This is a genomic window from Candidatus Bathyarchaeia archaeon (genome assembly GCA_035283685.1).
Lineage (GTDB): Archaea > Thermoproteota > Bathyarchaeia > Bathyarchaeales > Bathyarchaeaceae > DATETJ01.
In genome coordinates this window covers 95603-108170 of sequence record DATETJ010000003.1, presented here as the reverse complement: position 1 = coordinate 108170, position 12568 = coordinate 95603, and the positions used below count along the sequence as shown (strand labels likewise).

General features: G+C 47.5%; 16 protein-coding genes. 8 read left to right on the top strand and 8 right to left on the bottom strand.

Features of this window, described 5'->3' with window-relative positions:
* Positions 1-218: 218 nt before the first annotated feature.
* Positions 219-1304, top strand: a complete 1086-nt coding sequence (locus VJ249_04065; protein HKZ93742.1) for an inositol-3-phosphate synthase — start codon at positions 219-221, stop codon at positions 1302-1304.
* A 60-nt stretch (positions 1305-1364) separates the two neighbouring features.
* Here the strand turns inward: VJ249_04065 and VJ249_04060 are convergent, their stop codons facing one another.
* A complete protein-coding gene (locus tag VJ249_04060; protein HKZ93741.1) occupies positions 1365-2363 on the bottom strand; it encodes an MBL fold metallo-hydrolase in 999 nt (332 codons plus the stop codon).
* A gap of 172 nt (positions 2364-2535) precedes the next feature.
* Here VJ249_04060 and VJ249_04055 point away from each other — a divergent pair, with 172 nt between their 5' ends.
* Positions 2536-2778 carry a helix-turn-helix domain-containing protein gene (locus tag VJ249_04055; GenBank protein ID HKZ93740.1) on the top strand — a complete coding sequence of 81 codons (243 nt, stop codon included), beginning with the start codon at positions 2536-2538 and terminating at the stop codon, positions 2776-2778.
* A gap of 98 nt (positions 2779-2876) precedes the next feature.
* Here the strand turns inward: VJ249_04055 and VJ249_04050 are convergent, their stop codons facing one another.
* The 5 genes from VJ249_04050 to VJ249_04030 form a co-directional block, all read right to left on the bottom strand.
* Positions 2877-3620 carry an ABC transporter permease gene (locus VJ249_04050; GenBank protein HKZ93739.1) on the bottom strand — a complete coding sequence of 248 codons (744 nt, stop codon included), beginning with the start codon at positions 3618-3620 and terminating at the stop codon, positions 2877-2879.
* Complete coding sequence (locus tag VJ249_04045; protein ID HKZ93738.1) at positions 3604-4521, bottom strand: ABC transporter ATP-binding protein; 918 nt, start codon at positions 4519-4521, stop codon at positions 3604-3606. Before VJ249_04045 ends, VJ249_04050 begins: the two co-directional genes overlap by 17 nt.
* A 299-nt stretch (positions 4522-4820) precedes the next feature.
* Complete coding sequence (locus tag VJ249_04040) at positions 4821-5861, bottom strand: zinc metalloprotease HtpX (protein HKZ93737.1); 1041 nt, start codon at positions 5859-5861, stop codon at positions 4821-4823.
* Between the two features lie 61 nt (positions 5862-5922).
* Entirely contained in the window at positions 5923-6540 is a 618-nt protein-coding gene (locus VJ249_04035) for a hypothetical protein (protein HKZ93736.1), read from the bottom strand.
* Positions 6530-7231, bottom strand: a complete 702-nt coding sequence (locus VJ249_04030; protein ID HKZ93735.1) for a rhomboid family intramembrane serine protease — start codon at positions 7229-7231, stop codon at positions 6530-6532. Before VJ249_04030 ends, VJ249_04035 begins: the two co-directional genes overlap by 11 nt.
* Positions 7232-7401: 170 nt before the next feature.
* Here VJ249_04030 and VJ249_04025 point away from each other — a divergent pair, with 170 nt between their 5' ends.
* The 4 genes from VJ249_04025 to VJ249_04010 are packed head-to-tail and all read left to right on the top strand — an operon-like array spanning position 7402 to position 10106.
* On the top strand, positions 7402-8154 hold the full coding sequence (locus VJ249_04025; protein HKZ93734.1) for a zinc ribbon domain-containing protein: 753 nt from the start codon (positions 7402-7404) through the stop codon (positions 8152-8154).
* A gap of 53 nt (positions 8155-8207) precedes the next feature.
* Positions 8208-8744, top strand: a complete 537-nt coding sequence (locus tag VJ249_04020; protein HKZ93733.1) for a hypothetical protein — start codon at positions 8208-8210, stop codon at positions 8742-8744.
* Positions 8745-8746: 2 nt separating this feature from the next.
* Positions 8747-9712, top strand: a complete 966-nt coding sequence (locus VJ249_04015; GenBank protein HKZ93732.1) for an SPFH domain-containing protein — start codon at positions 8747-8749, stop codon at positions 9710-9712.
* 13 nt (positions 9713-9725) lie between these two features.
* Positions 9726-10106: a hypothetical protein gene (locus VJ249_04010; GenBank protein ID HKZ93731.1), complete on the top strand. Its 381-nt coding sequence runs from the start codon at positions 9726-9728 to the stop codon at positions 10104-10106.
* Between the two features lie 21 nt (positions 10107-10127).
* Here VJ249_04010 and VJ249_04005 read toward each other — a convergent pair whose 3' ends face one another.
* Positions 10128-10616 (bottom strand): hypothetical protein, encoded by a 489-nt coding sequence (locus VJ249_04005; protein HKZ93730.1) that lies wholly within the window; start codon positions 10614-10616, stop codon positions 10128-10130.
* A gap of 180 nt (positions 10617-10796) precedes the next feature.
* Here VJ249_04005 and VJ249_04000 point away from each other — a divergent pair, with 180 nt between their 5' ends.
* Together VJ249_04000 and cgi121 are read left to right on the top strand one after the other, a co-directional pair.
* Entirely contained in the window at positions 10797-11408 is a 612-nt protein-coding gene (locus tag VJ249_04000) for a phosphoribosyltransferase (GenBank protein HKZ93729.1), read from the top strand.
* The gene (gene cgi121, locus VJ249_03995; protein ID HKZ93728.1) at positions 11405-11971 is read left to right on the top strand and encodes a KEOPS complex subunit Cgi121; all 567 of its coding nucleotides are present in this window, start codon (positions 11405-11407) and stop codon (positions 11969-11971) included. Before VJ249_04000 ends, cgi121 begins: the two co-directional genes overlap by 4 nt.
* Positions 11972-11985: 14 nt before the next feature.
* Here cgi121 and VJ249_03990 read toward each other — a convergent pair whose 3' ends face one another.
* Entirely contained in the window at positions 11986-12510 is a 525-nt protein-coding gene (locus tag VJ249_03990; GenBank protein HKZ93727.1) for a THUMP domain-containing protein, read from the bottom strand.
* Positions 12511-12568 lie beyond the last annotated feature (58 nt).

The following is a 12568-nucleotide window of genomic DNA, read 5'->3' as shown; positions in this document are numbered from 1 at the left end:
CGGCACGCTTTTACGTGTTGAATTTAGTCAATAATCCGTGAGACGCTTATAATCTTTCTGCAATGTTGACTTTCACCGTGCTTTCGACCTGTTTCCTTGTCGTCGCTACTGCTTCTGCGCTGACTTGCAGGGGTACGCGCGTATTGATCGAGCGGGTTGGCGCAAGGTTAATAGGAATTGGCTTTGCTATGCGGTTGTAATAATCTGGGTGAATCAGCGTGCCACGAAAAGAAGTTCGCGTTGCCATCGCCGGTGTCGGCAACTGTGCGTCAGCACTAGTCCAAGGCGTGGAGTACTACAAAAACGCAAAAGAGAAGATAAGTGTTCCTGGTTTGATGCATGTTAAGTTTGGTGACTATCATATTCGTGACGTGAAGTTTGTGGCTGCTTTTGACGTGAACAGGAACAAGATCGGGAAGGATTTGGCAGAAGCCATTTGGGCTAAGCCAAACTGCTGCGCAAAATTCGCAGACGTGCCCAAGACTGATGTTAAAGTCTTGCCTGGTCCAATTCTCGACGGAGTTGCACCTCACATGAAAGAACCCTTTTACACCTACGACGAGAAAGCAATGAAACCCGCGGATGTTGCAGAAGCCTTGCGCGAAGCTAAGGCGGATGTACTTGTGAACTTTATTCCGGTAGGCAGTAACAAGGCAACGAGGGCTTATGTTGACGCTTGCTTGAAAGCAAAATGCGCCTTAGCCAACTGCATTCCCGAGTTCATCGCTTCAGATCCGAAGTGGGCTATGCGTTTCGAAAAGGCGCGGTTGCCAGTGGCAGGCGACGACATCAAAAGTCAGCTAGGCGCTACTATACTTCACCGCAACCTCGTCAAACTATGCCTAGACAGAGGCATCGAAATCGACGAAACTTACCAACTTAACTTAGGCGGCAACACCGACTTCCTTAACATGACGGTTGAAGAGCGCTTACACACAAAGCGCATCAGCAAAACCGAAGCTGTAACCAGCCTTGTTCCATACAAACTGCCAACCCGCATTGGACCATCCGATTACGTGCCGTTTCTAGGCGACAAAAAAATCTGCCACATCTTCCTTAAAGGCAGAAAATTCGGCAACCAACCCGTAACTTTAACAGCTAAGCTTGAGGTGGAAGACTCGCCTAACAGCGCAGGCGTGGTCATTGACGTGGTTAGAGCCGTCAAGATAGCCTTGGACAGAGGCATAAGTGGCGCTTTAACAAGCATTTCAGCCTACGCCTTCAAACACCCACCGCGGCAAGTGCCAGATGACCAAGCCAAACAGTGGGTTGAGGACTACATACAAGGAAAGCATGGGAAATAGGATCTAACGTCTCAGAGCTGTCTCTGATTCGCTACATCTTTTCTCGCTGCGCAGAAGAATTCATGACGGTAACGCTTTAGCCGGTATGCCTAACCGCTTCTCAATTTCACGTGCCAAACCTACAGCGTCGCCCACGCGATAGTTATCAGTTATGACAAGTTTGGGCCTGCTTTCGCTAACGTACTGCAAAAGCTCCTTAAAATCAGCATGGTCGCTCAATGCCACAATGTGCTCGTTGGGTCCAACCTGTCTACGCGGTCCACTGAACTCCCAACCGCTGACACAGATCCGGAAAGCATTAGCGCCCACATACCGCTTGGAGTTCATGTGGTAGAAGGCGACATGCGGTTCATTTCTCATGGCAATCTCCTTGGCTTCCTCTTCGTCTGCTGACAGAACTTTGCCCAGATGCATGCCGTAGCGTTCACAAACCTTGGCTATGTGAAAAACCTTCTCAGGAAGTATAAACGGCGCTTCGATGTCGTTTTCGTGGAGTATTTGCATGACCTCCTGCAGTTTTCCATGATAGCCAAAAATGTAGAGCGGACCTGTTCTCAACGCTGATTCCACAAGCGAGATAAGGGTGGGTTCAACAATTTTCTTGAAGGGGCGTACCTGAAAAGCGTTGCCATACGTGGCCTCAAGAACCAGTATGTCTGTTTTTAAGATGGGCGTGTGTGACATTCGAAAATCGCCGGAGTAAACTATTCTGGCTCCGTCGTGGTCTTCGACCAGAACTTGTGCAGCACCCAAGATGTGGTCGGCAGGATGCAGGGTTACCCTTTCGCCATCATACTTTAGGGTTTCACCATAGTTTAAAGCATAAATATTTCCTCTAGCCAGAGAGGTCCGTCCACGCAGAACGGTTAACAGATCCCTTGTTGCTGGCGTCATAACCACAGCTTTACATTTTCTCAGGCTCTGCTGCAGTCCACCAAGATGGTCGTAATGTGCATGTGTGACAGCTCGTATTGGGCGGTTTGGATCGTGTGAGTCGCATGCAACCTGTTTGCCTAGTAGAACTGCGCCATTCTTGGTTACAGAAGCCTTTTGAGTCATCGCTGAGCCGCGCCGCTTGCTGTTTCATGTGCAATGAAGATAAGGTTTGACGACATGTTGGTGGCAAATCTGGTTCTGGATGAAGGAACACTTTTCTATACATGTTCTTGGTAATTTTTAAATACCTATGTTTGAGTATATCTTTAGTGAGGGCTAAGACGGCGGTTTCACCATGTTAAGGTTTAAATATGCCTTAACTAATGATGGGGAGAGGAGAGTCACAAAGAACGAGTTTTACTTACAGCAGACTCCAAAGTACCGAGGCTACACCGAGAGAATCTTCAGAGCCTTGTATGTTTCAGAGCCCCTCACTATAGCGGAGATTAGTCAATCCACGGGAATCGACAGGCGTTCAGTCAACGGCGTCATAACCTTCAACTTGATGGCTGGCTACATCAAACGCGAATATCTGTGACCTGCCACGGCTGACATCACCTTCGCTCCTTCAATTTGCCTATTTGTTTTTCTGGCGGGTTTTTGGTTTATGGGCTGTCTTTGAGTGTTAGTTCGCGACTAGGTTTCTCTCCATCTGGCTTTCAGGGAAGTCAGTACAATGAAAACGATCGTTGTCGAAAGTAGAATTAACCATCGAATAATGATCATTGTCGGCGGCATCTCGGACAAACCAAGATAGACCCTGATCAACCCAGCTGCGTTCGACGTTGGAAACACCGCTGATATCCAGCTAAAACTGCCTAACATTGTTTCTGGATAGTAAACTGGCGGCACGAAAATCAATCCGATTCCCAGAATGTTGGATATTTGGTTGAGCAGCCAAGGACTCGCTTTAATGAGGTATGTGGATATGAGGAAGCTGGCCGCGCTAGTGGAAGCCCAGCAGACGAGAAGCGCTGCAACGGTCCACAATGCTGAGGTGGGCGTGAAGATACCCCACAACGTGGCCACTGCTCCGAAGAAAGCCAGAGCTGGAATTGAAAGAATTAGCGGAGCCAACGCTATGCCCATAGCGTAGGAAAGCGAACTGACAGGCATCGCCACCATCATTTCTCTAAGTTTGATGTATTTATCCCACGATATTTCGCCAATGGCTGACGCCACTCCTATGAACCCTATCGTAGAAACCATTGCGCCGACCAAGCCGTGGACGATCATTCCTTCGCCAGCGTAAATGAGCATGAAGAACAATGGGATGGCGCTGATGAAGGCAACCGTTACCATCATCAGCGGGTTTCTCCTCAGATCAGGGAAGGATTTCATCCATGCGATTATCAACGAATCTTTAATGAACTTGTTCATTGTTCACTCCTCCCACAAGCTTGACGAAAACATCTTCAAGCGTGACCGGCGACGCTTCAGCTCGTAAACCCTTCTTGAGTGTAAGCTTCAAGAGTTCCAATGCGTCGTCTTGATCCTTCACATATACGATGTTTCTGTCGCCCAGCTTGGCCACTTCTCCATAGGAGTCGAGTCTGTCAAATTTACCCTCAACTATGACTCGGTATTTTTCCTTGGCTAACCCTTTAATCTCGCGTGGGCTGCCCTCTGATATTACCACTCCTTTGTTGATTATCACAAGCCTGTCCGACACCATTTCGGCTTCTTCCATCATGTGCGTCGTTAAGATTATGGTTTTGCCCTCTTTGACCATGTCTCGTAATGCTGACCAGACGCCTCTTCGAGCAACGGCGTCTAGGCCGCTTGTAGGTTCATCGAGCATGAGCACATCCGCCTCTGAAGCTAGACAAGCAGCGATCAAAGCTCGACGTCTTTCGCCTCCTGACAAAGTCGCACACGTTCGTTTCTTAAGTTGTTGAATATCCACTGCTTTCAATGCTCTATCTGCTGCCTTCTTAGCTTCTGATCCTGCCATGCCTCTCAGCTTGGCAAAATTGTAGGCATAGTCCCAAGGAGTGTAGCTGCTATAGGCTGCTACATCCTGTGGTACAACAGCAATGTGTTTGCGCACTTCCTTTGGCTCAACTAGGACGTTGTATCCGAGAACGAAGGCGTCTCCTTTCGTGGGCATGAGTTGCGTGGCAATAATCCGAAGGAACGTGGTTTTTCCAGCGCCATTTGGGCCTAGCAGGGTGAAGAGTTCGCCTTTGCCGATTGATATGTTGACTCCTTTCAAGGCGTCGACGGTTTCTTTGCCAGAATAAATTTTTACGATTCCTTCAGTCTTTACTGCTTCGGTCATTTTGCTTCCTCGCTTTTCGTAATTCCTTATCGATGATGCTTTTAATGGACGACGCATAAGTCGAGAACACACTTTGTAATCTCAACTTGTAACTGAGATAGACATGCGTGTCAATGGCGTTCATATTCGTTTTCACCTTCATGCAAACATTAGCTGGACACTGAAGTTAAGAAATCTGATAAAAAGTGACCATGAAGCTGGCATTTATACGGCTTCCTAATATTCCTTGAACGTTTTCTTGATTTCGTCGATTTTTCGGTCTATCTCCATCATCCTTGATGTAATCTCTGCAAGAGAGCCTAAACGTGCGCGTACACTCGGTCGTTAGAGTATTTGCCTGTTGACATTTCGCTTTCTATTTCACGCAGCAAGAGAATGCGTTGGAACGTGGCAGGATGAGTGTGAAACAGCCTATTCACGGTTAACCATCGAGATCTCGCTTCCTTTTCCATAGCCAGTTCAAGTTCCCGCTGGTCAAGGACACCGTCTCTATCTAGGTCATATTCATCCTTCTTGCTGATTACACTTTGAATTTCAAGCTTTGCAAGTGCAGGATCTCCGATGTAGAGGGTTCTAGCTCCATCTCTTTCTGGATGAGGCGCCAACGATAATCCATAAGTTATTTTCGCTAATGCACTCCCAAGACTTCGAGGAGAACCAGTTACGTAAGCCGAATACGCGTCTGCGTAATGTTCACGAAGTCGACTGAGCCGCATGACGCACAAAAGGGCAATTATGTACACAATGTAGGAAAGAGCGCTTACAACGAACAAAGCCGCAGCAAATCCACCGCCTTCTTTCTTGCGCGTTGTTCTTCCAGTCGCCCAAGCTGCCTCGAAAGATATTCTGAATATCAGGTAAGCTAAGAGTGGTAGAGAAGACAACGCAGTCATAATCAAGAAATCTCTGTGCTTGATGTGGCCGAGTTCATGACCGATGACGCCTCTGACCTCCTCTTTATTCAGCTGAGTGAGCAAGCCCTCATGCAATGCTAGAGTTGCGTCTCCGCTCGTTCTCCCGAAGACAAACGCGTTCGGTGTCGAACTGGGAACGATGGCCAGACGTGGAGATGAAACACCGCTTTTCCGAGCCAACTCGCTCACCGTGGACTCTAGCCACGGGTTTTCACCCGATCGCAGATAACGAAGTCTTGTTGATGCTCTCACAATTGCTGGTCCGATCAAGTATTGAATCAGTATGAAAATGCCTGCTAGAAGGAAAGCCCAGACTAGACTGAGTTGAACAATGAACATTATTGCAGCTAAAAACGCGGCAAATACGATGCCCAGCAAGAGGTTGGGAAGGATCATTGCCAGTTTTAGCTGAGCTAGGGACGCCAAATTCATCCACTTTAGATGTTCTCTTGAGAAAAATAAACGGAGAGTTAAGTCTTACTGTGGGTTACAGCGGAGGCAATAGCGCCATTATGACTGCCGAGCCAAAAGGTATAGAAATATTGTCGTCAATGCGCTCAAATTTCTCAATGATGCTGGCGAAGGCTGCGCCGATGAAGGCTACATAGCCTACGCGACCGTTCATGAAGTAGGCTAGAACCATGCACACAACGAACATGGCAATGTTCCCCCATATTCCTTTGTTTCTTGTGCCATAGACGATTTTGCGCACAATGCCTGTCAGTCCATCGCCCCAAGCGAGAAAGAGTGCAGCCAGTACACCTATCCAGGCGTTGTAGTTCCAGAACACAACTAGCAGAATAGTGCATGCTACAGTGAAGTAAACATCGGCGTAATTCCTCTTGATCTGGAACCAACCGAAAGGTTTCCTAAAATGCCCAAAAACTGTGAATGCAACCATCAAAGAACCCAACAGGGCTGGAACAAGCCAATCGCTGAAGACTAAACGTGCCAGCAAAACGCTAACTCCGGCTGAGAGAATGTGGATGCTTTTGCGCGCCATGTAAGTGCCGTATTTTTCTCCAATTTTACGTGAGACAAACAATATTATGAAGACATTGTAGGCGACTAGGAAGATGCCGTTGATTATGTCGCTAAGAATCAAGTTTGCGTCTCCCGCCTCTCCAAGCCACTCCGAACAAGACCCCCGCCACAAAGCCGCCTATATGCGCCCAGTATGCCACTCCGCCGCCTACACCTGACAAAGTGCCATATAGGAATTGATAGGCAAACCATAAACCAAGGAAAATAACAGCGGGGATAGCCACAATGGTAATCCAGAAAAAGAAAACGAGAGACAGAATTTTCGCCCGAGGATAAAGGACAAGGTAAGCTCCCAACACTCCCGAAATCGCCCCAGATGCGCCGATAGTTGGAAAACTCTGACCAATAGTGTTGAAGACTGCTAGAATATGGGCAAAGGTAGCAGCAATACCAGATACAAAGTAAAACACGAAGTAACGTGCATGCCCAAACGTGTCTTCCACATTATCGCCAAAGATATACAGGAACAGCATGTTGCCACCTAAATGGATCAGGTCAGCATGCAAGAACATGGAAGTAAAGATAGTGTAGAGACGAGTTCCATGCAGAACTTCGTTAGGGATTAACCCGAAACTTCTGCTGACGATCGTGATCGAGGGCGAGTCTAGGCTTCCAAGCAGGGTATTAAGCCAAAACGGATATCTAAAATCTGGAAGGAACGTGATGAAGAAAACTATTACGTTGGCGATTATGAGCATCCGCGTAATGTGCGGAGTCGTCAAAGACCTATTTTCGTCTCGGAGCGGAATCACTCAAGTCACCGATAGATAAATGCGCTGATTTGCTCTCTCCATCCCTGGTTTTCACACCATATTGCGAACCATAGATATTTAACCTTAATCACAAAAGCTTCTTGACCACGTCCCAGAAAGACTCAAGTCTTACTTTGGGTTCAATCTAAGTGTGATTTGGTGACAAACTCATGAGCATAATCCAAGAAATCCGCTGCTCTACCTGTGGCGCACCTATCAAGTTCAATCCAGGGGAAATAGTTGCCACATGCCGCTACTGTGGCTTCACCCAAGTGATTGAAACTGGGCAAGCGTTTGTTTTCGAGCATTCCCTGATCCTGAACGAATACAAACCTGAGCAAGCCGATGAACTGGCGCGCAACTGGATGAAAGGCGGCTTCCTTAAACCAGGCGACATGGCAAAAGCGTCCAGAATTCAGGAGAAAAACCTAGTTTATCTCCCATTCTGGCTTATTCCAATTACAGCCACGACTAACTACAAAGGAGTGTTTGAGAGACTCACACCTCCCGTGATCAAAGAGGGAAAAATCGAAAAGAAATACAACTGGCTGGTTATTGCCCGCAAGGCCACTGATTTTCCCGCTCGAGAATACGATGTCCCCCTAGAAGGCAAAATTCCATACGACTTCAAAAAGATCGAAAACGGCGCCAAAGTGCTCAACAGCGAGATTGAGCAAAATGACGCTGCGAAGACAGCGCAGCAGCAGATCGAGGAGGCACATCGATTCCTGATTCAGCAAGACGTAGACAAGATAATTGAAATGAAAACCGACTTCGAGGTTGAAAAGCCAGTTTACCTTCACGCGCCTTTATGGTCCATAGTCTACGAGTACAAGGGCGAACGATACCACATCTGGCTAGACGGCGCAACAGGCACAGTTATCAAAGGCGACATACCCGCAGCCAAGTTTGGACTGATTTAAAAACTCTTAAAAGCATCATCTAAACTCATAAAACAAAGAAGGAGACAAACAATTTGAGCGAGAAAAAAGGAATGTACGAGAAGACAAAGAAGGAAATGCGCTTATCCGAGCGAATTATTGCTGCACTCCCAGGGTTCAGAGGCTACAAAGAAAAGGAGCTTAGGCGCGAAAGCGACAAACTCGTTCGCAATCACATTTATCAAAGATTAACCACTGCCCGAAAGGATCTGAAAGAAGTCTTCCAGAAGCTGTCGGACAGCAAGATGCACGAAGTTCTAACTGACATGGACCGTTTCATAATGCGATTCGACCGAGTCGCACAGAAGATCAATCATGCTTCTTACGGTTACGCAGGGTTCTTCAACATCGTTAAAGTTGAGGAAGGCAAACTGGACAAGATGATTGAGTTTGACAACGGCTTACTCGACAAGGCAGAGAAAATCGTTGCGGAAGCAGACACCTTCAAGAAAGAAGTGACAAAACAGAAACTTGAGAAAACACGAGGGTACTTGGACAACCTGGAAGGCATGTTGGAAGAACTGGAAGAAACGTTTGATGGAAGAGACGGAATTGTCAAAGGAGTGAAGTAAAGATGCCACAAGTCTTGGAATGGAAGAACCCGGGACCGGAAGAAATAGTGTTCAAGCACCCAGAAGACGAAATCACATGGGGCGCCCAGTTAATCGTCAAAGAGTTTGAAGCTGCCGTTTTCTTCAGAGACGGAAAAGCCTACGATGTGTTTGGACCAGGCAGACACACATTGACAACATTGAACTTGACACTCTTAACAGGTCTACTGTCCCGCCTCGCAGGTTATGGAGAGAAGCCCTTCAAAGCAAGCGTCATATTCATCTCAACAAGAGTCTTCGCTGGTAAATTTGGAGCAAGAGCCCAAACCACAGAATTAGCGCCACTGCAAGTGCATGGAACTTTCTGGTTCAAGGTTGAAAGCCCACAACTGTTCGTCACTGAAGTCGTTGGCGGACAAAGCGCCTACTCAACCGAAGACGTGAACAACTACCTCCGAGGCTACTTAAACGAGAGAATCATCGACGAGCTTTCTCGCTACGACTTGCTCACGGTGTTCACAAAACTAGATGAAACAAGTATATCGACAAAAAACGCCATTCTAGACGCTTTCAAGCGAATCGGACTTGACGTAACCGACTTGCGCTTCGAAGGAGTAGACACAACCCCAGAATACCGAGACCGCTTGTTCTGGTTAAAGCAGACTCGCGCCCCTGAAGAAGTCTTGCGCATGGAAACCGTTAAAGAAGCCGCCAAAGAGCTGGGCAAATCATCTGGCGCCGGATTAGGAACGGGTATGGTTCTGATTCCCCAAATAATGACACCGGCAGGTCCAGCGCCCACACCTGCCGCAGCGCTAGTCATATGCCCAAACTGTAGCGCAAGAATACCAGCAATATCAAAATTCTGCCCAGACTGTGGAACAACCCTTTCAGCGCCAACAGGCACAACCAAATGCCCGAATTGCGGACACCCAGTGCTGAACACTGCAAAGTTCTGCCCAGAATGCGGCAACAAGATGAAAAGTTAACGGTGATTGAGTCATGGCTAAAGAATTTGGATTACTGTCGTTAGGCGCGTTTCTGGTGATCGCAGCCGCAATGATGATTATCTATGCAGCTCAACTAATACAATTCATCGAAGTCTTCGCCTTAATCATCGCCTCATACGGCGTTTGGACCATGATCCTGGCGGGAATCAGAGTTAAGAACCCAGAGAAGTACGGTCGCGGAGCCTACAGCACCTTGGTTATGGGCGTGGTTCTCACGGCGCTAGGCGGCGCCTGGGAGCTAAACATCAGAGGAACAGACATACTAATTACCATAGCCCTAATCCTCGTAGTAATAGGAATCCTCGCCGTAGCCACAGCCCTGCCTTCCTTCAGACAGAAGCCAGAACCCGAACACGAGCAAGGGCAAGAATAGACGAATAACCAAGGCTTTCTCTTAGACGGATCTCCTCTTAGTTAACAGAAAAGCTAGGATAGCACCTAGTATTCCAACCGAGACATCTATTGTGCCGTCAATGTTGTGCAAGGTGATTGGAAAAGCGAAAAACGAATCTGGGCGAATGCGAAAGTAACGACTGAAAGTCAATTCAGCCCATTCCCAGAACAAGCCTCCAATCAATAGAAACCCAACAAGTCTCAAAAGCAAGTCCGCTCTGTAGAAACCAAAGCTTGCCCAGCCGCGTCTTTGTATTCTTGCGGCGAGTCGTGATTGCAAGTTCACTGCCCTAGCCGCTTTGCCCGAGTATTCTGACAGAACGAAACCAAACCAGAAGTGGGCTACAATGTCAAATTCGGGTAGAGCATCATAGAGTAGCACTATACCTAAGGCATGCATGGCCAAGAGAAGCAGCCCGTAAGATACTAATCTCGCGTCGCCGACTATTGATTTAATAACGGTTTTCGCTTCTCCAAACAGCCTGTCCATGGTCAACAAGCCTTCCTTCTTTGATCACCCTGCTCATCAAGCGTACTAAACTCACATCTAAGAAAATAAGCAGTTAGGTACATCTAAAACCACTAGGTGTACCTTAATGAAAAACCATTTAACCCTCGCTAGTTTTAGTTGATAAATCACGCATGGAAAAGCACAGGAGTCCAATTTCTGGTGCCGCAGTCAGGTTTCAGCTGGGAATTCGAAATTCCCACATGGGAACAGATTTACGAAATGCTTCTGGAACTAGCCAAACGAATTCGAAAAACCGGCTATGCCCCAGACACTGTGGTAGGTGTTTCACGCGGAGGCTGGCCCGTAGCGCGAGTCATGTCAGACCTGCTTGAGAACCCAGAAGTAGCTAACGTCAAAGCAGAGTTCTATCTTGGCGTGGCCGAAACCAAAAGAGAACCCGTAATCACGCAGCCTGTGTCCGCGTCCGTGAAGAATAGGAAAGTCTTGGTTGTTGACGACGTGGCGGATACAGGGAAGAGCCTAGCACTTGTCAAGGACCACCTCAAAGAACAAGGCGCTACGGACATCAAAATCGCGACTATCTATTACAAGCCTTGGAGCACCTTGAAGCCCGACTGGTTTGAACGCCAGACCGAACGCTGGATAGTCTTCCCATGGGAACGAAAGGAAACCGTAAAGCGCATTCTAGACAAATGCAGAAAAGAAGGCGTACCAATCGAGCAGGCTAAGGAAGCATTGGAACGCCACGGATTAGACCGCAAACTGATCGAAAGATTCATCCAAGAAATCACCGAGGGAAAACCAGCTTGAACATTAGGCTGGCAGATTTCAACAAGCACGTGGCAATCGCAGGTTTCAGAGAAGTCAAACTCGAAGATGTAAACCGGTTTTTCCAAGCTGTAAAAGACAAGACTGAAAATGCGTGTGTGCAGTTTTTTGACGCTTCGTTAATCGCTGGGTGGGAACACTTGCATTTCGCCGTCTTGAACACCTTAAATGCCTTCAAGTCGAAAGCCAACATTTCAAGCAGCACAGCTATGGAGACATTGCTCTACGCTTCAGCTCAACGTCAGATCAAAGAGGCTGTTAGGCTGATCGGAATAAAGCCCAGCACTCGGCATGTTGCAGTTCTCATTATAGCGAAAACGCCGGGACAAGCAGAGTCTGTTCTAAGAGTTGTTTCTCAACTTCTCGGCGGCAGACCAGACGATTCGGTTGTCGAGTTGACAGATGCCAAAACTGACGGTGTAAGGAAGCTATTCGATCTGTCAAACGCTGAGCTGGAATCGAAGCTGCAGCGCGAAGGCTTTGAGAAGCAGGCCTTGGTGGACATGGTCATTGAGCACATGGCTTTGCTGGTAACTCGGCGCTGACGACTTGTGAAAGTTCATGTTCTTTCTTTTGCAGTCGAAAAGATATCCTCAGGCTTCACTATTGATACGCCTGTGAAGCCGCCTACAACCTCAATCAAAATTATCTTGTTGGGCTTGGCGAGATTCACCTTCCTCTTGATGTTGGCTGCCGCTGCTTCAATCAGATCTCGCGTCTGAATCGACGTGAACCGCTTTTCAACTGTCACTCTGAAGGTTTCTTTTAGGCTTATTCTGTCAGCCAATTCTGTAACAGCCTGCTTTATTTTGGCTAGGTTTGTGTGCACCACTTTTTCAACTGGGATCGCTCGAAGAATGTAGCGCAGGTCAGATGGCCTTTCTTTAAGGACTGTTCTGAGTTTCTCAATGACTGTAAAGGGATTTAGGACGGTCTTGGCAGCGATTAGACCCGTGATGCCGGTTTTGTCAACTTTAACTTCGCGGTCGCCCATCTCGCCGATTAGATACCAGATCTCTGAGCAGGCGTCTTCCTCCATGCCCCTGGCCGTAGTTACAAGTAAGTTGAAGTCTTTCAACAGCATATCTCGCCACCCTGATGCATGATCAATGATTATTCAATAGTTGAACGCAAACAAAAGG

Bases quoted from the DNA above. Each gene is read 5' to 3' on its own strand.
- VJ249_04060 (HKZ93741.1), bottom strand. From the start codon at position 2,363: ATGACTCAAAAGGCTTCTGTAACCAAGAATGGCGCAGTTCTACTAGGC.
- VJ249_03990 (HKZ93727.1), bottom strand. From the start codon at position 12,510: ATGCTGTTGAAAGACTTCAACTTACTTGTAACTACGGCCAGGGGCATG.
- VJ249_04005 (HKZ93730.1), bottom strand. From the start codon at position 10,616: ATGGACAGGCTGTTTGGAGAAGCGAAAACCGTTATTAAATCAATAGTC.
- VJ249_04015 (HKZ93732.1), top strand. From the start codon at position 8,747: ATGCCACAAGTCTTGGAATGGAAGAACCCGGGACCGGAAGAAATAGTG.
- VJ249_04055 (HKZ93740.1), top strand. From the start codon at position 2,536: ATGTTAAGGTTTAAATATGCCTTAACTAATGATGGGGAGAGGAGAGTC.
- VJ249_04025 (HKZ93734.1), top strand. From the start codon at position 7,402: ATGAGCATAATCCAAGAAATCCGCTGCTCTACCTGTGGCGCACCTATC.
- VJ249_04045 (HKZ93738.1), bottom strand. From the start codon at position 4,521: ATGACCGAAGCAGTAAAGACTGAAGGAATCGTAAAAATTTATTCTGGC.
- VJ249_04050 (HKZ93739.1), bottom strand. From the start codon at position 3,620: ATGAACAAGTTCATTAAAGATTCGTTGATAATCGCATGGATGAAATCC.
- VJ249_04010 (HKZ93731.1), top strand. From the start codon at position 9,726: ATGGCTAAAGAATTTGGATTACTGTCGTTAGGCGCGTTTCTGGTGATC.